Here is a 25199-nt window from a genome sequence, read left to right as displayed (position 1 = left end):
GTAAAAAAGCGCGAGAAGCGAGAAAGGGGAGCCCCTCTGAAAGCAAACCGGATGGAAGCGTTCAGCGATGGCGTGCTGGCGATCATTATTACGATCATGGTGCTCGAGTTTAAAGTACCGGAAGGCCATAACTGGCATGCGCTTATCGAACTTGGCCCAAAACTTCTTAGCTACATTTTCAGTTTCGTATATGTGGGCATTTACTGGAATAATCATCATCATTTATTGCACATGGTACGAACGATGAACGGGCGGTTGATGTGGCTCAACTTGCTGCTTCTCTTCTGGCTATCCTTTGTGCCGTTCACGACGGCTTGGATGGGGGAAAGCCATTTTGCCGCCACTCCAACGGCGCTGTACGGCATTATTCTGCTGCTGGCGGCGTTCTCGTACCGGCTGCTTCAGCGCACGATTATTAACCAGCATTCGGGCGATTCTTCATTCGTCGCAGTCATGGGCAAAGACTGGAAGGGTAAACTGTCTCCGTTGCTCTACTTGATCGCGGCCTTGACCGCATATCTGAGCCCTTGGATATCCGGCTTCTTTTTCATACTCGTTGCCGTAGTCTGGTTTGTACCGGATAAGCGAATCGAGCATGCCCTGAGAAGCCGTTAATAAAAAGCTCTTCGATGCTCGCGTGCAGGCGGGTTCGAAGCGCTTTTTTTTAGCGCCTTTTTATAAGTCGTAATACTTTCACCCTGTTGGCGCGCCGCAAACTCTGCGAAGATAAGTACATCAAAGCGATCGGGTCACGGACTTCGAACCTTTGAACCTTCAGGCTATCGCGATCCTTCCTTCTAAACTCATTGGCGAAATAGGGTTGCGGCTTTCCTGAAGGATTTCTACCCGGAGAGGAGGCGTCCAGGCTATCATATTCCTTCCTTCTACTTCCCTTAATGAATTTAGGGATATGGCTTTCCTGGACTCTTTGATCATGATAAATACGATTTTGCTGCGAAGAGCGAACAAAGTGATTGTCGAACAAGGACAAGAGGAGAACAGACTTCCTGAAGCTTACTTGGCGACGGTGTTAAAAAATATCGAACATCTCGGGTTCACATTCTCGCATCAGCTAATGCGTACCGTACGTGCGTTATCCAGGGAGCAGTTTGAAGCGTTCTATCATCGGCTGGTAGCCGATTTAAGGGTCATGGTAGGGGCGCATGTGGAATTTAACCCCATGTATCCCGGCTTCCCGATGCAGGTGATGCAGGAGGATGACGTGGAGCTGTATCTGAATGCGATCTATCATTATCTAACTTTGGAATATCCCGAACCTCCCCATGCGGAAAGAACGCCTCTGCTCGATAAGGTCGAACTGAAGGTCATTGATCTTGGAAGCAAAGAAGAGTTTCATACGATGATCCGCCGACTGATCGAAGCCAAGGTCTCCATCTCCGAGACGGACAAACAGGATATCGATACGGCGATTGAAATCGCCGAACCGGATGAGGTGGAGGCATTGCTGCCGGCCGAGATTCCGTTCAAGGAGAATGTCGGATTCGTGGCGGCTTCCTTGATGAAGCATGACAAGGCCAATCTTGGACTGATCGGGCGCTATTTTAAAACCGCCACCGACGTCCTCCGGCTGGCCGTGGCTTGGTCGAATGGTGATGTCAGCTTGGCCGGGGCCACGCGGTTCCGCAAATTTAAACGGTCCGAGCGCCGATTGCTGCTGGGGCTGCTGGAACAATGCGGCCAGATCACGGAGGATATGCTCCGGTTTAAGGAGCGCTGGATCCGCTTGGGCGAAATTTTGCATCCTTCCGAATATAAGCACCGGTTTCGCCGGTGTGAAGAGGCTTTTGATATTTTGCGGAATAACAAGCCTTTCACCACCTTTAACGGAAGCGTTGAGCTCGCCTTCCGGTACCGCAATACCTGGACACTTATTGATTTGTTGACACAGCGCCCCGGCGAACTTGCCAGAAGATTGGATCACTTGATTCGAACGGCCGAAGACCCGGAGTATGTATTGCTGGCGTTTGGCGAGGTCGTGGACCAGGTATCGACCCCGGTACTGCTCCAAGTGAAAAACCATTTTGCCCACCGAAACGAACGGCAGGAGTTGCGCATTTTTTTCCCGAAGGGCATTGTGGCTAAAGCGTTCGCAATCCCTCATACCCTTCCGGAAATCGAGGAGGCCATCCGCCGGGAAGCCGTGCGATTGTGTGAGGAAGCGCTGGTCCGGAGATTCTCCGCGCTCCCACCGTTGGGGAAGGTCTATGTGAATCCCGAATTGAAGAATTATCATGTGCCGTTCTCCCAAAGATCGGCAAGCAAGTCGCTGCGTACGATTGTGCGGGGAAGCCGCCTGCCGATGGCCGACGGAGATACCATTCGTTTCTTCAACTGGTGGAAGGAAGGGAAAGTCGCCGGGAAGCCCACCGGCCGCGTGGATATTGACTTGTCCGCCGTGATGTATGACCGCAACTGGCAGTACGTGGAGCATATTTCTTATACGAATCTGCGTTCCTCTAAATACCGGGCTGTTCATAGTGGAGATATCGTGTCTGCCCCTCAGGGCGCCTGCGAGTTCATTGATCTGCACATCCCTTCCATCGTGGATTATGGAGGACGTTATATTGTTGCCACGCTGCATTCGTTTACGGAACAGCCCTATTGCGATTTGCCGGAATGCTTTGCGGGCTGGATGATGCGTAAAAAACCGGGCTCCGGCGAAATTTTCGAGCCTTCCACCGTGGTGAATAAGATCGATGTCACCGCAGATACGCAGATTGCGATCCCTGTGATTATGGATCTGGTGACCCGTACGGTGATCTGGACGGATCTTTCGTTAACGAGACATCCCCATTACTACAACAATGTCGAAGGAAACCAAAAAGGGATGGTCTTGATGGGCAAAGCCATGACCTCATTGCGGAAGCCCGACCTGCACGACTTATTTCGGCTGCATGCCGAGGCGCGCGGGGAAGGGGTTGACGATCCGAACCGGGCCGACAGCGTATTTTCGGTGGACAAAGGAGTTACTCCCTACGATATCGAGCAAATTATGGCCGAGTATCTGGTTTGAGCAGGAGGAACAAGCAGCGCTCGGCGAAGTTGATGCGGATTCGGAGGATTTAAGTAAACAAAGGCGCACACGAAAAAAGTCTGCAGATTTGCAGGCTTTTTTAATTTGATGTACGCTAATACTTCGATTCTCTCTCTAAAGGTTTGTACAGTTTTTGTACAGAATCGAATGCTACAATGCGCGAGAGGGTGAACGGAGTCCGGTTAATTATCGGTTGCGGTTATGTTGGTTCTATTTTATTGTGGGTAAGAATCTATAGTAGCTATAAATTTGCTGTATAATTAGACCGCTTTACCACACAACATCACGAGTACGGGGGATCGGCAGGAATGGAGGTCAACAGTTTGGATTGGCGAAGCGGGCGTAAATGGTTGTGGGCGGGAGTAGGGCTGCTGCTAAGCGTAACCTTAACCGTAGGGATCGGAGGATGCGCACATGCGGAAGGGAAAGAATCGACCAAGAGCTTTATTGCGAAAAAAATGACCAACCCTAACGGCACACTGGCTACCTACTTACGGGAGGCGGAATCGGCCAACCCCGAGTTGGCGGCCGGACGGGAGGCGCTCTCCGAGTCGCTCGGATTCTGGATGCAGGCGGCGCTAGCCGGTAATGATCGGGCCGCCTTTGAAAAGGGCTTTGAAACGTTAAACCGCTATTTCACGGCGGATCGAAACTACATTGCCTGGAAATTAAGCCCTGAGGGGAATGCGGAAGTGGGCACGAACGCCCTTGGCGACGACTTGCGGATCATTGGGGCCTTGCTGGAAGGAGCCGGGAAGTGGAAGGGCCATCCCGAGTGGAAAACAAAGGCTAAGAGTTTAACGGAAACATTGCTTCTCCACTCCCAAAAAAACGGATACCTTGTGGATTTCTACGATTTCTCCAGAGAGGAAGCTCCCGATACGTTGGCGTTGGCTTATGTGGACTTATCGACGTTAAAGAGGCTTGTGCAAGAAGAGGTGCTGCACGAGGAGACGTACCGTCGATATCATACGCTGCTGCAGGAGATGCCCGATGACGGGGTGTTCTACCCCAAGTCTTACAACGTGGTTACCGGGGAATACACGTATGACGCAAGCGTGAATTTGATCGATCAACTGATGGCAGCTATTCACGCCGGGAAGACGAACAGGGATCAAAGAGCCCTGCATCAATTCCTGAAGCAGAAGTTCAAGCAAACGGGAAAACTGTTTGGACAGTATCGGCGTGCCGAACGGACGGAGGCCGTGAAGTATGAATCCCCTTCGGTTTACGGCCTCGCTATCCAGTTTGCCCTTCAACAAGGGGACCGGCCCTTTGCGGAACAGCTGTACAAACGAATGCTGACCTTGAGGGGACGCGACGCCCGTTATCCCGGCGGATATGTGTATGAGGCCAATACGCATATTTTTGATAATTTGCTGCCCCTCCTAGGGGAGTATGCTCTGAAGAAAAAGTGAGGATTATGAGATGGGCATGAAGAATGAGCGATTAATCCGGCGCATGATCTGGGGATACGTGCTGCTGATCGGTTTAGCGATCGTGGAGGAACTGTTGGTATATGTGAACGTCTTTAGAGACCAGTCTTTTACTTTATCCGAGTTGGTTTTCAGTATAGGGTGCCTTGCGGCTCTGCTGCTGGGGTTTCTGCTTCCGGTCGGGGTGACGGCCGTTTGTATTTTTGTTTATATGGTTGCATATTTGGTCTATTTTACTGCTTACGCCGAGGCGGACGTGCTGTCGTTCTCCTGGCTGTGGCTGCTCCCGGCCAATATGACCGCAGCCGCATTGATCAAAGCCGGTTTGATCCGCAATAAGCGGCTTATGGAGCGGCTTGAGGAGCTGCAGCGCAGGAATCCCGAAGTGGATTTGGATACCTCGCTCGGGAATAAGGAGGCTTTTGCGGCAACGTTGGTCAAACAGTCGAACCTGGCCAGCCGCTATGCGGATACGTACAACTTCTGTCTGGCCATGTTCAAAATCGAGTTTTTGCCGATGGTGCGGGAAGCCCTGGGATCGCAGGGTTATGCCCGGCTGCTCGCTTCTTTGTCCGAAGGTATTCAGAAGCAAATCCGGTATGAGGATTACAAGTTCGCTCTGGATCAAGGAAGGTTTATCGTCTTGCTGCCCATGACCAACCATGCGTCTTTGAAGGCGTTGACGGAACGGATCAAGAAGGCGCTGATGGATACGCCCTTTCAGGACCGGAAAGGCCGGGAGCTGAAGCTGATTATCCGCGCCGGGGCCCTGGTTTTTACGAAGGAGCAGTTCGGGAAGTATGAGCATGCGGACGCGGTGATTTCCGCGCTTGAACGCAATACGGAGACGGATTTGATCGGAGAATACATCTGAACGCATCGCGATTCGTTGAGAGAGATTTACGGCAGGAGGAGAGGAAATGGCATACACCGCCTGGTTTATTCCTTTATGCAAGATTGTCAGCCTGATTTTTGCCCTGGCGGTTTTGGGATTGTTTATAGCAACGCTGGTCTTTCGGGCACGTGTAAATCGAAAATATGACCGGAGGAAAGTCAGTGGCTGATTTATTACTGGTATTATCGATCATAAGCATTTGGGCGGCCGTATTTCAATCGATAATAATTATGTGGGGTGCGGTTCGGTTCATTTTCAGGCAAAGCCGGACGGATTGGACCATCCCCAGCCTGGAGGAAATGGAGCGGTTTCCCACAGTTACCGTGATGGTGCCCGCGCACAATGAGGAATTGGTGATTGCGGCGACGGCGGAAAGTATCCTGCGCTTGAATTATCCAAAGGATAAAGTGCAGTTAATCGTTGTTGCCGATAACTGCAGCGACGATACCGCCGGGAAGTTACAAGCGCTGAAAAGCAAGGAAGCGTTTCGGGACCGGGATTTTGTGATCTTTGAACGGAAGGGAACCGGCGGTAAATCCGGAGCGCTGAATGACGCGCTGGAGTATGCCAAACACGAGTGGATCTGTATCTTTGACGCCGATGCGGCCCCGGAGCGGAACGCGCTATACTTTTTGATCGAAAAGGCGATGGAAGACCCGGAAGGTTACGGGGCGGTCTTTGGACGGAACAAGGCAAGAAACCGCGGGCAGAACCTTCTTTCCAAATTCATCAATCTCGAACTGGTTACGGCCCAGCGGATTTACCATACCGGATTATGGGAGCTGTTCAGGCTCGGGACGATTCCGGGGACGAATTTCATCATCAAAACGGAGCTGATCCGCGAGATCGGCGGTTGGGATACGCAGGCGATCACGGAGGATACGGCCATTTCGTTCGAAATTCTGGAGAGAGGCCAGCTCATCGCGCTGGCGCCCCAAGCGGAAGCGTATCAGCAGGAGCCGGAGCGACTTGGCGTTTATTTGAAGCAGCGGGAGCGCTGGGCCAAAGGGAATTTTTCCGTCGTGATCGGCAACCTCCATCATTTGTTTAACCGGTCAAGCTGGCGCATTAAGCTGCATGTGCTGTACTTTGCGGCGAGTTACTTCTGGTTTTTGCTGGCTGTTATCATATCGGACATCATCATCGTCGTGAATATGATCTACGGTGTAATCGGAATGTTTAAGCCGGGGGTGACGATGCCGTTTCAGTTTGCGGATGATGTGTATGTTTATCTCATGATCGCTTGGGGGTTGATGTACTATCTTTTCGTGCTGCAGATCAATCTTGCGCTGGCGGCCGATATCGGACAAAGTACGACACAAAACTTTATTCTGTCCTGCCTAGCTTATTTCACGTATTCCCAGCTATTCTTGCTGATTTCCCTGCGGGCCTTCTACTCGATGGTCGTCGACAAAGTGACGGGTAGGAAAACCAAGTGGTACAAGACGCAGCGGTTTGAGGGATAAGGGAGCTCCCGCTATTGAAAAAATTGCGCTGCCATGTAATAGAGAGGATGCCGAACATCGCTCGAATTTGTATACATAGATGGTTAGCTCGCTAGAGTTTCTTGTGTCCTGTTGCCTGCCGTGTCGGCGCGGTGTTACGCTATATTACGATTGAATCACCGCAGGAAGGATGATGCCGCATGTACCGGGTAGCCGTATGCGACGACGAAGCCCGTCAGAGGGAACGGGTTCAGCAGATGCTGCTGACCCTGTCGGTCAAGAGCGGCGTCGAATTTGAAACCGTGTTGTTCGAGTCCGGCGAACAATTGATTGCGCATTATGAGAACGGGGAGGACTCCTTCCATATTCTCGTTCTCGATATTGAAATGAACGGATTGAACGGGATTCAAACCGCCCGAAAACTGAGAGAGATGAAGCGGATCAGTGAACAGATCGTGTTCCTGACGAGTTATGCCGAATACATGCTGGAGAGCTTCGATGTCGTCACTTTTCAATATCTGCTCAAGCCGGTCGAACCGGACCTCTTCGAGGAGAAGATGCTGAAGCTGTGCCGCTATTTCGAAGAGCGCGAACCGGACATTCTGATCATCAAGTCGGCTTATGAGGAGATTGTGCTCCGGCAGGAAGATATTATCGCGATCGAAGCCGTCAAAAGTCTGACGGTCAAAAGCAGGCTGAAATTCACGACGGTCCATGCCGTCCACGAGGGCCGGGGGCTGATCTCCGGCTACGCGGCGGCGTTGAAAGAGAACCGTTTTTTACAAATTCACCGCGCCGTTCTGATTAACCTGCTCCACGTGCATAAATTTGCCGGCGGCCAAGTCGTCATGTCGAACGGCATGGAGCTTCCCATCGGGCGGTCCAAGATCAAGGAAGTCAAGGATGCCTGCACAAAATTTATGGTAATGAAGGCGGATTGAGAACATGGGACTCATCATACTGCTGAACCTGGGCATTACGCTGGTCATGGCGGTCCAGGTGAATTTCTACTTCAATTCCGTCTTTGGCAAGGAAAGCGGTAAGCCGACGAAATGGTGGTATGTGATTGCGTTTGTTATTTTGAACATGGTGTATATGACCGTTTATTTTTCTCCGCTCTGGTCCTCGCTGCTGGGACTCGTGATCATCTTCTCTCTGGCCCTGGGATTCGAGGCGGAGCTCAAGCTGAAAATCATGTATTCCGTGCTTTATGCAGTCCTGCTCACGCTGGTGAACTCCATTTCCCTCTATCTGATCGAGCCTTCCGTTGTCGTGACGGCGGACCCTTCGGACTGGACGACAAAACCGGGGCAACGACTGTTTGCCATGAGCTTGCTGCTCAGCTGTACGGCCATGTTTGCCGTCGTTCAGATGATTCGTTTTTTGGCCAAACGCAAAAATTACCCCCTCGATTCCCGTTATTATCTGCTGTTCCTAAGCGTACCGGTCATCAGCATTTATCAGGTGAATGTGCTGACGGCCTACAGCGAGAAAAATATTCACTACTTCCTCTCGGTGTTCTGCTTCATCGTTTTGAACGTGCTGGTCGTCTATATTCTCGATACCGTCATCGCCAAGTTCCAACTGCTCCACGAGAATGCCCAGCTTCAGCAACAGATGGATTATCAGGACGCCAATTATGAAAAAACAGTGCACAGCTTCAAACAAATCAAACGGATTATCCACGATACGAATCAGCAGTTCCTGTACGTAGCGGAATGTATCGCGCGGGGCAGGACGGATGAAGCGAATGAACATATCCGCGTAACATTGAACAAGATTGAAGATGCCTACCACCGGGTGAACACCGGCAATCTGGCCGTCGACGCGCTGGTAACGAACGCGTTGAATATTGGACAGGCCAATGGGATCCGAATCGACACGGAGCTCCGGCTCTATACCCCGAACCTTGGCATCGAACGGTACGATCTGTGCGTGGTGCTGGGCAACATGCTGGATAACGCCATTGAGGCGTCAAAAAAAGTCAAAATCGCCGAGGACCGGTATATTCAGATCCGGGTGCGTTCGACCGAGTCCGCTTTATTCATCCGCATTCGCAATCAGGTGGACCGGGAGGTGTCCGATTTGCGCAGCCGGAAGGCGAATCCGGATTATCACGGCTACGGATTGACGAACATTCAGCGGATTTGCGAAAAATACGGCGGTCATATGACGATTGAAACCGAATCGCAGACGTTCGACAATATGGTCGTTCTTCCCTTAAGTGCGCAGGAATCCCCGGCTTGATGCCGTTTGGGGATTCTTTTTTTCGTTTCAGGGCATTTTCGTCCGTTCGGTTCTTTCTCTTCGTATGATGAAGGCAAGATCTGAATCCGAACAGAAAGAAGGAGAGGCAACTGATGAAGATGTGGAAACGGATGAGTGCGGGAGTGATGGCGGCACTGCTGTTGGCGCTTCCGGTCGCGGAAGAGGCCGCCCGGGCCAGCGGGGGCTCGACGGTAAATGATCCGGCCGAAACCAAGGCCCGCCAAATGGCGGAGGTCCTCGTGGACAGCTATGGCGTGACCGGCGTGCAGTATGCGATCCGGGACGAAGGGAGAGTCGTGCTGTCCGGCGGGCTCGGAGTAACGGAAACGGGGAGCAAGACGCCTGTCGCGAAAGAAGCGATGTTCGGGATCGGCTCGGTCAGCAAAATGTACGTGACCGCCGCGGCGATGATGCTGGCCGACGCCGGCAAGATCCATATCGACAAGCCGCTGACGGAGTATATCTCCGAATTCAAAATGGCTGACGAACGGTATAAGCGGATTACGCCCCGCATGCTGATGAATCACTCGGCGGGATTGTACGGCTCGCACTACAAGAACAGCATGCTGCTGGGAGATAACGATACACAGAACCATGACACCCTGCTCCAAAACCTGCGATCCCAGCGGCTGAAATCCGACCCGGGCGAATACTCCGTTTACGCCAATGACGGGTTTCAATTGTTGGAGATTCTGGTGGAACGAGTGAGCGGGATGAGCTATAGCGAGTTTCTGGCCCGTCATGTCAGCGGGCCTCTGCAACTGACGTCGACGAAGACGCCGCTCGACGACTTCGACCGCGGCCGCTTGTACCCGATCCGCTTCCCCGGGATCGCCGGCGCTCTGCCTCCGGAGAACGCGAATGTGATCGGAACCGGCGGCATTTACTCGACCGCCGAAGAGTTGACTCTGTTCGCGGAAGTGCTGACGGGGGAGAAGCCCGAGCTGCTGTCGGCGGCGTCGGCCTCCGCCATGCAGCAGCCGGAGTACCGCAGAGGCGTCTGGGTCAAAGACGAGACGAACACGTTCGGTTACGGGCTCGGTTGGGACTCGGTCGATCTGGCTCCGTTCGGCGACTACGGCATCAAAGCGGTGACGAAAGGCGGGGACACGCTGATGTACCACTCGGCGCTGGTCGCGCTGCCGGAAGAGAACGTCTCCATAGCTTTGCTTACCTCGGGCGGTTCATCCATCTTCAATACGGCCGCGGCGACGAATATTCTGCTGGCGTACCTGAAGGAGAAAGGGGACATCGCCGATATTCTGCCGGACAAAACTTTCTCTGCACCTGTGAAAAAAGACATGCCGGACCGCCTGCGCGCCTATGCCGGATTGTATGGTACGGTGGGTTCCACGCTTCGGATCACGGTGGAAAACGGAGAAGTGAAGCTGCCCGCGCTGATGGGCTTGATTCCGGAGCAAACGTACGTATACACCGGCGAGGACGAGTTTACGGGTGCGGATGGCCGCACCGTCATCAGCTTCGACGAACAGACGAACGGCCATACGTACATCCGCGTCAAGAGCCATTTGGAGTTTCCGGGCCTTGGGCAGGCCGTCATGGCTTATTACGAGTGTCAGAAGCTGGCCGATAACCCGCTGAACGATGCGGTTTCGGAGACCTGGAAGGAGCGGAACGGAAGGATTTACTACGCGTTGGACGAAAAGATCAATTCGCTGTTCTACCTGTCTCCTGCGGTTCTGACAAAGAAGATTGAGTTTAACGAGAAGGGCGGTTATGCCAACGGGACGAAAATCACGGGCGAAGACCACGCGGTCAACGTCGCCGAAATTCCGGTCATGAACGGGCGCGACGTCTTCGACCTGGAGTTCTTCCGGAAGGACGGCATCGAATACTTGCGGGCCGACGGCCGGACGTATATAAGCGACGCGGCCGTGAAGCCGATCTACGGAGGCGATTCGTCCGCTGTCACGATCCCGGCCGAGGGAGGCGTGCGCTGGTTCAAGATCGACGCCGGGGCGGCAGGCCGGACCATGACGGTCGATCTGCCGCAGCACGCGGGATTCGTCGTTTATGATGCGAAAGGCGCGCCGGTGAGCTTCTCCGCTGCCAGCGGGAGCCGCGCCGCGGTCCTGCCGGAGAACGGCCTGATTGTTTTCGGCGGACAGCCGGGCGATGTGTTGGGAATTACCTTGACGTTGGAATCTAAATAAAATTGTTGTGTACGCAAACAACCCTGATTGCCGCCCTATGGCGGTTTCAGGGTTGTTTGTCCGAATTACCGGGAATTCCTCCCGTTAATAAGTTAGTTTAGTGTGTAAGACTGACAGAGGATTAGATCGGCAGCAGTGCCCCGCTCTCCTTCGCCGCCAACTGCCCGACCATGTCGTGCCATGCCTGCGGCTTGTTTGTCAGTACGGTATACTCCTCGGCGGTTTTAATATAGTGTTCGGATTGTTTCGCGAAATCGTCAAATGATGCACCGGTCTGAAGCTGATATTGTACTGCGGACACTCTGAGTTTCATGATAAAGTTCTTCCTGTTCGGGGTTATCACCTTTGAAGTTTACGGCTTGAGGTATTATCATCGTGCGAAAATATGACAAGTGTACATATAAATGATGCGTGCTTGGAGGAAGTGCAACTCAGATCAAATGTCAAAAGAGCCCATTTTGCTATGATGCTGTTTGAAAGGAGGAAATCTCCCATGTACGAGTGGAATGAAATGGTCCAGCTTATGGTCGACTGGGTGGACGCCAATATCACGGAAACCGCATCTCTCCTGAAAATGTCCGAGCAGTTGGGTTACTCCCCCTATTATTGTTCCAGGCAATTCAACGAGTTGACGGGGATGACGCTGCGGGATTATATCTGGACACGAAAGATCAGCCGTGCCGCCTTGGAGCTCCGCGACACGGACGAACGAGTGCTGGATATTGCCGTAAAGTACGGTTTCTCATCACAGGAGTCTTTTACCAGAGCGTTTGTCAAGGCGTTCCGGGTTACCCCGGCGGCCTACCGTAAGGCACCGCGGCCCATTCCATTGGCCATTCGTCAGGAGGTATTTTCGCCTTATCATTACTATTTAACCAAGGAGCGTGGCAAGATGAGCAACTCACGGGTACAACCGGTGGAGATCAAAGTCGAGTACATTCCGGCGCACAAGTTTATTGGAATTTGGGATTTGTCCGTACAAAATTATGGTTCATTTTGGGAAAACGGTCACAACTGCGATGAGATTGCCGGCGTCCTGGACAGCATGTCCAATCTGGCCCTGCCGGGACAATTGGGCCAAACGGCGGGATGGTTTTACCGCGACGGGCAAAAAGGCTATTTGTACGGAATTCCCGTTTCTATGGATTACAATGGAGCTATTCCGGACGGTATGGAATGCAAAGAGATTCCGGAATCGGAATATCTGGTTTTCTTTCATCCGCCTTTCGATTACCTCAAGGATAACGGCGCCGTCATGGGAGCCGTTGAACATACCGCCTGGAATTTTGACCCAAAGAGCAGAGGATATGAATGGGATGAGGACGTAAAGCAGGATTACCAGCGGCATTTTCCCGAGGGATATGGCTATGCGGTATTGCGCCCAGTAAAAAAGTTGTAAATTAACACGTGACTTTTATCGGACATAACCAACGGTCGATTTAGGCCGTTGGTTATGTTTTTTCTTGTTCATAGGTATAAAGACCCATTACAATTCGACAAAAAGCGACTAAGATGAAAATAATTCTAAACAACAAGACGTCAACATCAGGAGGGAAACATGAGAAGAAGTGCGCTCGTCATGGTCGTTTGCTTGTCATTCTTATTGTCGTTATGGGGTGGAGCTGTCCCGCCGGCGGATGCTCTAGGGGCCTACCCGGAAATCGATGCGATTACGCTGCAGGAGCCGCCTGTCTCGATGGGCGAAGGCTGGACGCTGGACACGACCTTTAGCTCCAACGCGCCCTATGCGCTGACAAAGGGAAAAAACAACGAATACATAGCCGTCGGTCCATACGGAACGGTCATGAAGTCGAAGGACGGGGTAAGCTGGAAGGCCCTCTCGAAATTCGGAAATTATCATTTGACGACCATCGAATGGGATGGAACGAAATATGTCATGTTCGGCAACAATACGGACTACGACATGGACCTTTACCGCAAGCCTTCCGAAGGCTTTGTCTCCACAGACGGTTTAACGTGGACGAAGCTGGACTTTAACCCGGGCGAAACGATCGAGAATCTGGCATGGGGCCAGGGTGGATTCGTGGCTTTGGGGACGAAACATGTGTTTACGTCAAAAGACGGAGAGAACTGGACGGCCTCATATACGTTAAAAAGCGAGCGCGGCTGGAACTCCCTGAAATATGTGAACGGGACTTACTTCGTAAGCAGCTATGATCAAAATTACGTCCTCGTTTCCAAGGACGGCCTCGGATGGTCCGCCAAAACCTATAATGCCGCCGCCGGGGTTCGCGATCTGGCCTGGACGGGCCATCAATACATCGGTGTCGGCAACGGCATTTACACTTCAACGGACGGAACGACCTGGAAAAAGCAAGGAAAGTCGCCTAACGGCGTTCAATTGCAGACCATCGTTTACGGCAACAACATGTATATTGTCACCGGCGCCTCCGGCAACAACGAAGGGGTGAATATCAACGTCGCTTATTCATCAAGGGATGGCGCCAGTTGGAAGAAGGTAGACTTGTCTTATCTTCATGCCAATATCTATACCATTTACCCCGTAAAAAGCGGTTTCGCCGGAATCGGTTCGAACGATCGGCAGGATCACCCCGACGGAACGTATTCGATCTATACGAAAGATGGATCCTCGTGGAGTTATCGGATGATCGGTACGGCGACGAGCGGGGATTTCAACGGACTGGCCACGAACGGCAAACGAACGGTCGCCGTGGGTTCGTACGGCAGCGTGATCTACACGGACGACGGCAAGACATGGAGAAGCAGCAGCCCGTTCTCTTACCGCGGCAGGCTCGGAAGAGCGAGCCTGTTCAACGTCGCCTGGGGAGCGAACAAGTTCGTCGCCGTCGGCAATGGCGGGGCTTATTATTCGGCGGACGGAACGACCTGGAAGCTGGCGAAAATTAAGTTCAGAGATCAATTCGGCGACTTGCGCAACGTGATGTGGGCGGGCAAATTTTTCGTCGCCTCCGACCAGGTGTACGGCGTGTATACTTCCAAGGACGGGGTGTCCTGGACGCGGGTCGACAGCGTGAGTAACGATTGGCTGACCTCGATGACTTGGGACGGCAAGCGGCTGCTCGCCACATTCCAGGTGTATAACGAATATAAACCCTCGACGACAAAAATCATGCAGACGACGGATGGTGTCCATTGGAAGCTGTTGAAGACGCTGGACATGAGCGAAGCGTTTCTCGCCTGGAACGGCAGCGTGTATGTTGTGGCAAACCAGTATAATCCCACGAAAACATGGGTTTCGAAAGACGGTGTAAATTGGTCCAAGCAAACAACGAATCTGGTCGAAGATAAAGACGGCTTCAACTTCCTCACCGCGTTTGACGGGTCTTTCTATGCGATGTACCATTCTTTCGAGGAGTTGGGCGAGGGGGAGTACGATCTTTACGATAATTATTACGTCTCAAAAGACGGGGTGCAGTGGCGGAAGGTGACCATCCCCGACAAGCATCCCGGCGTGAGCATATTCGGGACGGAAATGATGAAAGACGGGATCAAGATGTACGGAAAATATATCTTTATCGGGACGTATGGGGAAATCATGTACGCGAATAAGCTTTAGCTGCCGATCGGTCATTTTCGGCTGATAGTGGTTGGACCCGCAAGGTGCGGGTCCTTTTTTTTATGTCACATCTGCTGGGGGCTCGTGGGGCAAAGACAGCGGTTCGCTTGGCGACATTGCCTCCGGATGGACCGACGGATTACACCCAAAATTCCCCGTTTGTTCACGTTTTCGACTGAAAAGGCTGCCGCCAGTGCCCTATAATATTGGGAAAAATATACTTTTGGAGTGAGCGGTCATGGACATGTCGCATGAGTATGCAAGTGAAATCCTCGACTACTACAACGGCGGGGCGGAAAAGGACCGTTTACAGCGGGGAATTGGTCAAATCGAGTTTGAAAGAACGAAAGAGTTGATTTTGAGATACTTGCCGGCGGAGAAACAGGTGATTTATGATATCGGCGGCGGGATCGGCGTTTATTCCCGTTGGCTGGCCGAGATGGGGCATGAGGTACATATGTTTGAGTTGGCTCCCGAGGCCGCGAAGCACGCGATGGAATTGCAAAGGTCTCACCCTTCTTTTAATTACAATATAGAAGTATCCGACGCCAGGCAGTTGGACAGACCCGACAACAGTGCGGATTTCGTACTGCTGATGGGGCCTTTATATCACTTGACGGAAAAAAGCGAGCGAATCGAGGCGCTGCGGGAAGCCAAGAGAGTATTGAAAGAGAACGGCGTTATGATCCTGTCGGCCATCTCAAGGTTTGGCTCGGCCTTATGGGGCCTTTCCGTATATGGTGACAAGAACGACTTTATTGAAGACGATGATTTTATGGAGATGATCGGGCGAGAGTTGACGGACGGACAGCATATCAGATCGGAAAAGTATCCGCATTTCATAGCCAGAGCCTTCTTCCATACACCCGCCGAACTCAAATGTGAAATGGAAGAGGCCGGCTTGTGTCACGAGAAAACAGCGGCCGTGGAAGGTCCTGTCTGGATTGTACCGGCGTTCGAAGAAAAGTGGGCCGGGCGTGAAAGCCGTGAACGATTATTAGCGATATGCAGGATGGTCGAAGAACAGGAAAGTCTCCTTGGAATGAGCCCGCATCTACTGGCCGTGGCGAGAAACAGGTAATTAACAGATATCAGACCGTGTTCCCCCTGCCCCTTCCCGGGAATGAAACCGGACGATCATGGCAATCCCTTAGTATAAGTCTATTTATATCTAATAGGGAGGAAGCAAAGGTGTTAATTATCCCGTCGGAGATTGAGGGAATGCGCGCTTATTATGGCGATGTGTGCGGAGATTTTGAGAAACAGGGATTTCACTTGTGTGGAAATTGGGAATACTACGCAGGTTTTTTCGATTCGGGAGAATAAAGCGATACCTCCAATAGTCCGGGGCTACAAGAGCTAGATAGGCTGAACGATATGCCTATTGGACAGCCGTGCGAATGGTGTAATTCATAACTTTGGCCTACGTTTCACTCTCTGGTTCGAACTAAAGGGAATTCCTCCCGTTAATTTGGTGCCTGAGCGGTTGCAAAGGCGAATTAGTTGGAAAACCACCCGCTAATTCGTCTGAAATTGAGTATATTGGCCATTGGGCCGCGAAATAGATGGAGTTTTTCCAGCTAAATTCGATCCAAGGGCCAACAGAGGGAATTTAACGGGAGGTTTTCCCGTTAATGTGTGGGATGCCGACTCATATTCAGCACACGTGCGGAGTTGGTAACCATTTCAATGAGGCGATAAATTCCAACGCCCCAAATTATGTCTGTATTCGGTATGGGCTACGCGGTATGGTTGTCCCAAAACCAAATCACTTCTCTGGAGAAAGTTAAGGGCGCTAACCTAAATTAGGTAGCGCTCTTAAGTCATTTTAGGGTCCGGGTTTACCTAAAACGCATCGATCAAGCAAAAGGCCAATACTCTGTTATACTAAAAACTAGCTGCTGGCTGGGGAAAGGGCAATTAGGTTTGCCATTTTCGCTGTGTGAGTGGCGGAAGGTCCGGAGGCAGTCGGAATTATACGGGGGTGGAGACGTGAATTTATCCAAAAGAGCGCGGCGATTTCTGGATAACTCCAAATGGAAGGATTCCGTTCGGGAGGAGAGCGACATAATTCAAGCCTTCGAGGCTGCGGGAATAGCACCTACGAATGCCTTGATCGAATTTCAAAAGAACTTCGGCGGTTTTACATACTACGCTTACCTGGAACCCATCGTCTATGGGATTCTTCATAAGCCGCCTTGCCGTGGATCCTTTAAGAACGAGCCGGGGCTGATCGTCATAGAGCCGGAGGATGACATTGTCGTCCGGCACTTGGAGTGCGCGGATACTTTATATCAAGAGACCTTCACCATCGATGAGCAGGGAAGATATTACGAAGGATACGATATCAAATGCCATCGTTTTGAGACTCATATCGAAAACCTGGCCGTGCTGGAGCAGGTGAACAAAGGGAAATGGGGGAGGGTTTTTGAATATGAATTGGACTTCTACCGTAAGGGCTGCTATGACGTCGTGGATGAGGCGAAGTACGGCGAATTGGTTCGACGGTTAGGTTTGAAAAAGATAGCCGACTTTCCCGAAGATATCGTCAGTTGGGATACGAACGGCGAATTGCTCGTCTGGCGGAAGGCCGATGCCGTCATTGTCCTTAGCGAAACCGGGATTTCGGCTCGGCAGCGGGAGGAGATTGAAGGGATCTTCGGGTAACACCAGGGGAAAGCCATAAATAAAAAGGGAGCAGGGCAGATGCGGGTACTATACGACGAGGATTACGGCGAAGACGGGAGTACGTTGGTGGTTTACGAAATTTCCCATTATGAGGGGGAACGGGGAAGATTCCGGGTGCTGGCTTTTTCGGACGGAGCCGCTCAAGGGGTTATGGATCTCGATCACCCGGATCGTATCGTTTTCGAATATCCCCGGGCTATACTCCATCTCATGGAAACGCATATCCCGGACTTCAACGAAGCCTATGTCATCGGGCTTGGCATCGGAACCCTCCCTGCCAGGCTCCGCGATAAACGGGTGAAGGTGGCGGAGATCGACCCGCGGGTCAAGGAGATCAGCAGCCGTTATTTCGGATACCCCCTGGCCAATGTGGATGTTGGCGACGGACGAAGCTTGCTGGAAAAGGAGCCGAATCTCGCCCATGACTTCGTCGTTCTCGATGCGTTTACGGAGAAGGATACCCCGCTTCACCTGCTTTCGGAGTCTTTTTTCCGGCTCTGCGGGGACAAGCTGAACGAGCGGGGGGCGCTCTTGATGAATCTGTTTGGCCGTGGGGGAGGCGATGCCCTCATCCGTGCCGCTCACACCACGCTGCGGACCGTTTTTCCTCATGCTTGCTGTTTTGAATTGCCGCAAACGGGCGCGGCCGATAAAAGAAACATCCTGCTGATGGGAGCTTGGCAGCCCATACATTTCCGGGAAAAAGAGATGGCCGGCTTCATCGCTTTCCAACCGGAAGAAGGATATATCATCCAGGATCGGAAATGAAAATTACCGATTGTAAAAAGCGGGCATGAACGGTATAATTCTTCACTTATGAAGGATACAAGGTGTAAAGGTAAAGGAGTTAATATCATGAACAACTACGGAATACCGGACCATGCGCTGATTACCGTCGCGGGCACAGTCGGAGTGGGCAAATCGACACTGACGGCGGCGATTGCCGGGCGGCTGGGGTTCAAGACTTCGATGGAGAAGGTGGATCATAACCCCTATTTGGAAAAGTTTTATGCGGACTTTGAGCGTTGGAGTTTTCATTTGCAAATTTATTTCCTGGCCGAACGGTTTAAGGAACAGAAAGCGATTGTGGAAGCCGGCGGGGGGTTCATCCAGGATCGTTCCATCTACGAGGATACCGGAATCTTCGCCAAAATGCATGCCGATCAAGGCACGATGTCGGTCACGGACTATCAGACGTATACCAGCCTGTTTGAGGCGATGGTGATGACGCCTTATTTTCCGCATCCGGATGTGTTGATTTATTTGGAAGGCAGCCTGCCCGCCATCTTATCCCGTATTGAGGAGCGCGGCCGCGAAATGGAAATTCGGACGGAACGCGCCTACTGGGAGCGGATGCATGCCCGGTATGCCGAGTGGATCGACGGTTTTGCCGCCTGTCCCGTACTGCGGTTGAATATCGAGGAATACGATGTGAACGATCCGGCGTCGCTGGATGACATCATTCGCCAGATTAACGATACGATGGAGCGAACAGAGCTTGCGTACCGCGGATAGATAGCTTCGAGGGACGGAAATCCGAACAAATTAGCCCGAAAAGTAGAGGCAGACGTGACATCGTCATATTACCGGGAATTTCTCCCGTTAATCTTGCCTGTTTAGCTTAAAAGGACCGAATTACCGGGATTTTCTCCCGCTAATTCGGCCTGATCCACGATAAACCCCCCAGGGAGCTTGAATTAACGGGAGGTTTTCCAGGTAATCGCGGCCCGTGGGCTTTTTGAGCAAAATTACCGGGAGGTTTTCCCGCTAATTCGGCGCAGATAATACAGTTCACAATACACACAGTTCACAATACACACACAGCCATACCGGATCCCGGCCTCTGTTGATCCTCATAGGCCCTCTCGGCACCCATGAAGGAAAAATTTACTTGCTATCCGCGAGCTCTTCTGTTATCTTTGATAGTAACAAAGTGTTATTATCAATATCATACTAAGTGACAATTTGAGTCTGGGCTCCAAGAGGGAGTGCAGAAAGCTGAGGGGATGCAAGGTGAAGAAGTATACGGGTAGTTGGAACTTGTTCGAAATCGCATGGCTGGTCCTGTTTACCTCCATTGCCATAGGATTTACGGTGATATCCAAAGATTCCTTGTTCGGGTTCACGGTTTTCATCACGGGCGTATTATGCGTGGTTCTCGCGGCCAAGGGGAACCTGATGAGCTACGTTTTTGGCATGTATAACACGCTCGGCTACGCCTATTTGTCTTATGTAAACGGGCTGTTCGGGGAGGTTATGCTGAATCTGCTGTTTTTTGTCCCGATGAATGTCGTCGGCTTTTACATGTGGAAGAACAACCGTCAGGGCGGCAAGCTGGCCATGCGCCAGATGACCCTTAAAGGTTTGCTTGGGGTGGGGGCGGTTTGCATATTCGGCTGCCTGCTGCTGGGGTTCGGGCTCTCGTTCATTCCGGGACAGAATTCGCCTTATATCGATGCCATTACGACGGTGCTGTCTATCGTGGCGACGCTTTTGATGGTTAGAAGGTTTAAAGAGCAGTGGCTGGTATATATCGTGCTGAATATGTTCACGGTGCTGCTGTGGGTGATTCGGATGGTTGAAGGCAGTCCGGACGGCCTGCTGATGATTGTGATGTGGAGCGCGTATCTGATCAACGCGGGCTACGGCTATTACAATTGGAACAAAGGGGCCAAGGAGGCGATGGCATGAAGACTTTGGGATTGACGCTGGGGAAATTCGCCCCGCTGCATAAAGGGCACCAATACATGATCGAGACGGCGCTGCAAGAAGTCGACGAACTGATCGTCGTGATCTATGAGACGACCGTCACGCCGATTCCGCTTCATATCCGGGCGAACTGGATACGCCGGCTTTACCCGGCCGTCCGGGTGATCGAAGCCTGGGACGGCCCGGACGGCTACTCCGACGACCGGGAACACGAAATCCGGGAGGAGCAGTATATTCTGGGCCTGCTGAAGGGAGAGCAGGTAACGCACTTTTACTCCAGCGAGTTCTACGGCGAGCACATGAGCATCGCTTTGGGCGCGGTGGACCGGCGGGTGGACGAAGCGCGCGTACGGGTCCCGGTCTCGGCGACGATGGTGCGTTCGGACCCGTACAAGTACCGGGAGTTCGTAAGTGATGTCGTGTACCGGGACCTAATTACGAAGGTGGTGTTCGTGGGGGCGATGTCGACCGGCAAATCGACGATCACCGAGGCGCTGGCGGAGCGCTACCATACGACCTTCGCGAGCGAATATGGCCGCGACTACTGGACCGAGCATCAGGTGGACCGCAGAATCGGGTTCGAGGCGTTCGACGAGATCGCGGTCGGGCATATCGAGCGGGAGGAGCGGGCTTTGCTGGAGGCGAACCGGTATCTTTTCGTCGACACCAATGCGATTACGACGTACATGTTCGCGCTCGATTACCATGGCCGGGCACCGGAGCTGTTGACCCGGATCGCGCTGGAGAACGCCCAGCGGTACGATTTGTTCTTCCTGTGCGAGGACGACATTCCGTACGACGACACCTGGGATCGCAGTGGGGATCAGAAGCGGCATGTTTTTCATAAGCAAATCATCGCGGATTTGAAGGAGCGCCGGATTCCCTATATTCCGCTGCGGGGAAGTCTGGAGGAGCGGATGCGCCGGGTCGACGAGGTGCTGGCGAAGTTCCGGCCATACGGGAACTACTTTGGGGAGTTGGCGAGCAATAGCGTTTAGAACGAGCGAAGGGGCGGGTTTAGCCGATGGATTTGAGAGATCGCGATGGACTGACGGAACGCGAGTTTCTGGAGCAGTACCGGGCCGGGGACTTTGAGCGCCCGTCAGTGGCGGCGGACATGGTGATTTTTACGGTCACGGACGCGGAGGCCGACAGTTACCGTAAGCTTCCCGAGAAGGAACTGCGCATTCTGCTCATCCGCCGGGGAGGGCACCCCTTTCTGGGCAAATGGGCTCTGCCGGGCGGCTTCGTCCGGCCGAACGAGACGACGGAGCAGGCCGCCGCGCGCGAGCTGCGCGAGGAGACCGGTGTCGCTGACGTTTATTTGGAGCAGCTGTACACGTTTAGCGATATCGGGCGTGACCCCCGCACCTGGGTGATGAGCTGCAGCTATATGGCTCTGATCAACAGTGACCAGGTACAGTTGAAGGCGGGGGACGATGCGGCCGAGGCCGCCTGGTTCAAGGTAACCTACCGGCTGCTGCGGGAACGGAAGGAGCTGCTCGAGGAGGGCGGGTACGTCAAGACGCTGGAGTACGAACTCAAGCTGAGTGCCGAGGAAGAGGAACTTACAGCAGTCGTGGCGAGAACGGTGACGGCCAAGCCCGCTTCGACTGGGACGGATTATGCGATCGTAGCCAATGACGGTTTGGCTTTTGACCATGCCAAGATCATCGCCTGCGCCATCGAGCGGCTGCGCGGAAAGGTGAATTACACCGACATCGCCCTGCACTTGATGCCCCAGCTGTTCACTTTGACCGAGCTCCAGCAGGTGTACGAGGTCATTTTGGATAAAGAGCTGCTGAAAGCCGCTTTCCGCCGGAAGGTCGCGGATCTGGTGACGGAAACGGACCATTATACCGAAAACGCGGGACACCGGCCCTCCCGCTTGTATCGGAGGAATTTGGAGGGACACCGATGATTTACAATATCGAGGAACTAAGACAAGCCTATAACGCAGGGAAAACGTTCAAGTTTGTGTTCTTTTGGGGCCACACCCCACCGAAAAACGGAGGCGTCGACAAGAGCTGCTTCAGTCAGTGGTGGATGTGCCCGTTTGAGGTGGAGGGTACGAAGTATTCCTGCGCCGAGCAGTTTATGATGGCCGAGAAAGCCCGGCTGTTCGGAGACAGCGAGATGCTGGAGGCGATCCTGGGGGCCAAGCATCCGAAGGAGATGAAGGCTTACGGGCGCGCGGTCCGCAACTTTGACAAGGAGATTTGGGACAGCGCGTGCTACGGCATTGTGAAAAGAGGCAGCCTGGCCAAGTTTTCGCAAAATCCGGAGCTTGGCGATTACCTCAAATCGACGAAAAACCGCATTCTGGTCGAGGCCAGTCCGCGGGACCGCATTTGGGGGATCGGGATGGGACAATCGAACCCGGATGCGGAGAACCCCGTAAAATGGCGGGGGCGGAATCTGCTGGGCTTTGCGCTGACCGAAGCCCGTGACGAATTATTATTGAAAGAAGGGAACGGAAATGAAACGAAAAGGAATTGCTGAGGACACCTTGCGGATTCAACAGCAAGGGTTCTATGAATATGAGGGGCGCCGGGTGGATTTTGCCGCGGCGCAGAAGCGTTCGGAGGAGAACAGCGAGCTGTTCGACGCCGAGCGGGGGGCGGAGCTGGTGCGCGCAAGCGCCGGGCTGCCGAGGCTGTCGCAGGCCGCCGCGCGTTCCGTCGCCAACGAGGCTACGGTGAAGACGATCCTGGACTTTGGGGAAGCGGGAAAAGAACGCGTCGGCGTGCTGAACTTCGCCAGCGCCAAAAATCCCGGGGGCGGCTTCCTGAACGGCGCGATGGCCCAGGAGGAGAGCTTGGCGGCATCCAGCGGTCTGTACGAAACGCAGCTGCGCAACGAAGGCTACTATAAGGCCAATCGGGCCTGCGGAACGATGATGTACACCGATCATGCCATCTATTCGCCGGATGTGGTGTTTTTCCGCGACCCGCGGTTCGAGCTGATCGAGCGGCCGGTCACGGCGTCGGTACTGACGCTGCCCGCCGTGAACTATGGGCAGGTCCTGCTCAAAGGGGAGGACCCCTTGCAAGCGGAGCGCGTGATGAAAGACCGGATGCGGCTGGCCTTGGCGATCTTCGCCCATAAGGGTGACCGGAACCTGATTCTGGGCGCTTACGGCTGCGGCGTATTCCGGAACGATCCGGTGAAGGTGGCGAGATGGTGGCGGGAGCTTTTGGATGACGAGGGCTTTGGGACGTTGTTTGCCGAAATCCGGTTCTCGGTCCTGGACCGTTCGAAGGATGGGGCGTGCATCAAGGCTTTCGAAAATGCGTTCTAAGGCTACCCGATAGCGGGGATGCCCATGTTCTATTAGAAAGGAGAAATCGTTCCTTTTTTTGTATCGTACTCAAGGTGCCAGCACACTTCCAACTCTAAAAAGGATGCAAATCTGCAGGTATTTAATTCAATCCACGAGGGGATGCAAAAAAAGATGCAAATCTGCAGGAACTTCTAGTGATTTTAGAGAAATGAGCCGTTTTCGTCGAAAATTCCTGCAGATTGCAGGGATTTTTAATTTTTTGTTTCGAACAAGAAAAAAACCTGCACGTATGCAGGAATTCTATGTAAACGGGGTTGTCTGATGGGGGATTACCATCTGCTCAAATAGCGAGTTTCTGGGTCGGAGGTCATTTCAGGGTACCCTTCCAAATTTAGGTGGATATTAGCGGCTCCATGCGATATATTCTTAATAGAATTTGATAGCGCTTCCAAGCGGAGCTGAAAATTTTCACGGGTTATGCAAAATAATAAAGATGGAGGAACGCCTATGCCTCAAGCGTTGCGTCATTTTGCCCTATGTGCGCTAACTCTCGCAGCTGTCATATTCTCGGGGTGCGCGTCATTAGAGGAGACTGCCGGTGACAAGAAAGGGACCGAGGTCAAGGTCGAGCCATTGACCGAGTATACACCCAAGGAAGAAGTTGCTTTCCTAGAAGGTCTGAGGAAGAACAAGGATTCAAGCAAAGAACTGTACGAAATCTATCAGGATCTTACGGTCATCGATATACATAACCATGATGCGGCCGATCCCGGTGCGCTTAAAAAATGGGGGCAGTATGGGATCGACCGCCTTGTGCTGTTCGGCAATATCTCGGAGCCTAGCGCCCAACAAACGGATAAACTGGCCTGGCAGCAATATCGGCAAGCGCCTTCGAGCGTATATCCTTCCTTTGCGGGATTTCCGATCTATGAAGAGGAGGGGGTATCCATCGTTAAGCAAAACCTGGAGCAGGGCTATTTAAACATCGGGGAGGTGGCCGCCGCTTCGACCTACTCGCAAGCGGTGTCCCGGGTGGCCTGGAAGGCGGAGCATCCGAACGACGGGAATTTTCCGAAAATATATGACTTGGCGGCCCAATACCACGTGCCGATTCTTCTGCATATCGACCCGCCCAACGGCGAGCCGGTCGCCCATCTCGAGGAAGCCCTGGATCAGCATCCGGATACCGTCATCATCTTCGGACATGCCAACGCTTATAATCCTCCGGAAAATATTGAGGCTTTGTTAAGCAAGCATCCGAACTTATACATTGATTTTTTTGCAGGGTTTACGGCTTATAATCCCGAAAGCACCAACCAATTGGAGGACTTCGTGCCGCTGATGGAAAAATACCCCGACCGGTTCATGCTGTCCACGGATGCCGGATTTGGTGTGACGATCGAACAAGCGGCGAAAGCGTTATATGAAACCATCGATCTGCTTTCTCCGGAGACCGCCATGAAGGTCGCTTGCCAAAATTATGAGGGGCTGATCGAACGGCAGCCGCCGACCGATACGCAGATTCAAACGATCAAGACCTTGTCCGCAAAAGCCGGCAAATTCGAAACGTACCGGTTGAACAAGCGGATGGCCAATGAGCTGATTTTTGAGTTGACGAAGTTGACGGAATCAACTCCGTAATAACAAAGAGGGGCATCCCGACGGATGACCCTCTTTGTTTTTTCCC

At 52.7% G+C, this 25199-nt stretch carries 22 protein-coding genes and 1 pseudogene; 22 read left to right on the top strand and 1 reads right to left on the bottom strand.

Going from position 1 to position 25199, the window contains the following annotated elements:
* Positions 1-36: 36 nt before the first annotated feature.
* The 9 genes from V4U88_RS06940 to V4U88_RS06900 all read left to right on the top strand — a co-directional run bounded on the left by V4U88_RS06940 (position 37) and on the right by V4U88_RS06900 (position 11273).
* Positions 37-615: a TMEM175 family protein gene (locus V4U88_RS06940; protein WP_334072737.1), complete on the top strand. Its 579-nt coding sequence runs from the start codon at positions 37-39 to the stop codon at positions 613-615.
* A 319-nt stretch (positions 616-934) separates the two neighbouring features.
* Positions 935-3034 (top strand): TerD family protein, encoded by a 2100-nt coding sequence (locus tag V4U88_RS06935; protein ID WP_334072533.1) that lies wholly within the window; start codon positions 935-937, stop codon positions 3032-3034.
* Between the two features lie 329 nt (positions 3035-3363).
* Positions 3364-4473: a glycosyl hydrolase gene (locus tag V4U88_RS06930; protein ID WP_334072532.1), complete on the top strand. Its 1110-nt coding sequence runs from the start codon at positions 3364-3366 to the stop codon at positions 4471-4473.
* Between the two features lie 16 nt (positions 4474-4489).
* Complete coding sequence (locus V4U88_RS06925; RefSeq protein WP_334072531.1) at positions 4490-5365, top strand: GGDEF domain-containing protein; 876 nt, start codon at positions 4490-4492, stop codon at positions 5363-5365.
* 46 nt (positions 5366-5411) lie between these two features.
* Entirely contained in the window at positions 5412-5555 is a 144-nt protein-coding gene (locus tag V4U88_RS06920) for a hypothetical protein (RefSeq protein ID WP_334072530.1), read from the top strand.
* Entirely contained in the window at positions 5548-6852 is a 1305-nt protein-coding gene (locus tag V4U88_RS06915) for a glycosyltransferase family 2 protein (RefSeq protein WP_334072529.1), read from the top strand. Before V4U88_RS06920 ends, V4U88_RS06915 begins: the two co-directional genes overlap by 8 nt.
* A gap of 179 nt (positions 6853-7031) precedes the next feature.
* Complete coding sequence (locus tag V4U88_RS06910) at positions 7032-7772, top strand: LytR/AlgR family response regulator transcription factor (RefSeq protein WP_334072528.1); 741 nt, start codon at positions 7032-7034, stop codon at positions 7770-7772.
* 4 nt (positions 7773-7776) lie between these two features.
* On the top strand, positions 7777-9078 hold the full coding sequence (locus V4U88_RS06905) for a GHKL domain-containing protein (RefSeq protein ID WP_334072527.1): 1302 nt from the start codon (positions 7777-7779) through the stop codon (positions 9076-9078).
* 113 nt (positions 9079-9191) lie between these two features.
* Positions 9192-11273 carry a serine hydrolase domain-containing protein gene (locus V4U88_RS06900; RefSeq protein ID WP_334072526.1) on the top strand — a complete coding sequence of 694 codons (2082 nt, stop codon included), beginning with the start codon at positions 9192-9194 and terminating at the stop codon, positions 11271-11273.
* 208 nt (positions 11274-11481) lie between these two features.
* Here the strand turns inward: V4U88_RS06900 and V4U88_RS06895 are convergent.
* A pseudogene (locus V4U88_RS06895) lies at positions 11482-11586 on the bottom strand (carbon-nitrogen hydrolase family protein); the annotation flags it as partial.
* 180 nt (positions 11587-11766) lie between these two features.
* On the opposite strand from V4U88_RS06895, the gene V4U88_RS06890 reads away from it, so the two are divergent.
* The 13 genes from V4U88_RS06890 to V4U88_RS06835 all read left to right on the top strand — a co-directional run bounded on the left by V4U88_RS06890 (position 11767) and on the right by V4U88_RS06835 (position 25153).
* Positions 11767-12672 carry an AraC family transcriptional regulator gene (locus tag V4U88_RS06890; protein ID WP_334072525.1) on the top strand — a complete coding sequence of 302 codons (906 nt, stop codon included), beginning with the start codon at positions 11767-11769 and terminating at the stop codon, positions 12670-12672.
* A gap of 159 nt (positions 12673-12831) precedes the next feature.
* Entirely contained in the window at positions 12832-14832 is a 2001-nt protein-coding gene (locus V4U88_RS06885; RefSeq protein ID WP_334072524.1) for a sialidase family protein, read from the top strand.
* Positions 14833-15070: 238 nt separating this feature from the next.
* Positions 15071-15913 (top strand): class I SAM-dependent methyltransferase, encoded by an 843-nt coding sequence (locus tag V4U88_RS06880; RefSeq protein WP_334072523.1) that lies wholly within the window; start codon positions 15071-15073, stop codon positions 15911-15913.
* On the top strand, positions 15838-16158 hold the full coding sequence (locus V4U88_RS26945) for a YugN family protein (RefSeq protein WP_442951872.1): 321 nt from the start codon (positions 15838-15840) through the stop codon (positions 16156-16158). Before V4U88_RS06880 ends, V4U88_RS26945 begins: the two co-directional genes overlap by 76 nt.
* A gap of 666 nt (positions 16159-16824) precedes the next feature.
* Positions 16825-17499 (top strand): hypothetical protein, encoded by a 675-nt coding sequence (locus V4U88_RS06875; protein ID WP_334072522.1) that lies wholly within the window; start codon positions 16825-16827, stop codon positions 17497-17499.
* A 39-nt stretch (positions 17500-17538) separates the two neighbouring features.
* Positions 17539-18288, top strand: a complete 750-nt coding sequence (locus V4U88_RS06870) for a spermidine synthase (RefSeq protein ID WP_334072521.1) — start codon at positions 17539-17541, stop codon at positions 18286-18288.
* 87 nt (positions 18289-18375) lie between these two features.
* The gene (locus tag V4U88_RS06865) at positions 18376-19035 is read left to right on the top strand and encodes a deoxynucleoside kinase (protein WP_334072520.1); all 660 of its coding nucleotides are present in this window, start codon (positions 18376-18378) and stop codon (positions 19033-19035) included.
* Between the two features lie 498 nt (positions 19036-19533).
* Positions 19534-20211: a nicotinamide riboside transporter PnuC gene (gene pnuC, locus V4U88_RS06860; protein ID WP_334072519.1), complete on the top strand. Its 678-nt coding sequence runs from the start codon at positions 19534-19536 to the stop codon at positions 20209-20211.
* The gene (locus V4U88_RS06855) at positions 20208-21227 is read left to right on the top strand and encodes an AAA family ATPase (RefSeq protein WP_334072518.1); all 1020 of its coding nucleotides are present in this window, start codon (positions 20208-20210) and stop codon (positions 21225-21227) included. The genes pnuC and V4U88_RS06855 overlap by 4 nt, the downstream gene beginning before the upstream one ends.
* A gap of 26 nt (positions 21228-21253) precedes the next feature.
* Complete coding sequence (locus V4U88_RS06850) at positions 21254-22150, top strand: NUDIX hydrolase (RefSeq protein ID WP_334072517.1); 897 nt, start codon at positions 21254-21256, stop codon at positions 22148-22150.
* On the top strand, positions 22147-22731 hold the full coding sequence (locus V4U88_RS06845; protein WP_334072516.1) for an NADAR family protein: 585 nt from the start codon (positions 22147-22149) through the stop codon (positions 22729-22731). The genes V4U88_RS06850 and V4U88_RS06845 overlap by 4 nt, the downstream gene beginning before the upstream one ends.
* On the top strand, positions 22709-23530 hold the full coding sequence (locus V4U88_RS06840) for a TIGR02452 family protein (protein WP_334072515.1): 822 nt from the start codon (positions 22709-22711) through the stop codon (positions 23528-23530). The genes V4U88_RS06845 and V4U88_RS06840 overlap by 23 nt, the downstream gene beginning before the upstream one ends.
* A 489-nt stretch (positions 23531-24019) precedes the next feature.
* A complete protein-coding gene (locus V4U88_RS06835) occupies positions 24020-25153 on the top strand; it encodes an amidohydrolase family protein (protein WP_334072514.1) in 1134 nt (377 codons plus the stop codon).
* Positions 25154-25199 lie beyond the last annotated feature (46 nt).

The organism is Paenibacillus sp. A14 (assembly GCF_036864815.1).
In the GTDB taxonomy this organism is placed as follows: Bacteria; Bacillota; Bacilli; order Paenibacillales; family Paenibacillaceae; genus Fontibacillus; species Fontibacillus sanfengchensis.
The sequence above is the reverse complement of the archived record's forward strand: the minus strand, read 5'-3'. Positions and strand labels throughout refer to the sequence as shown.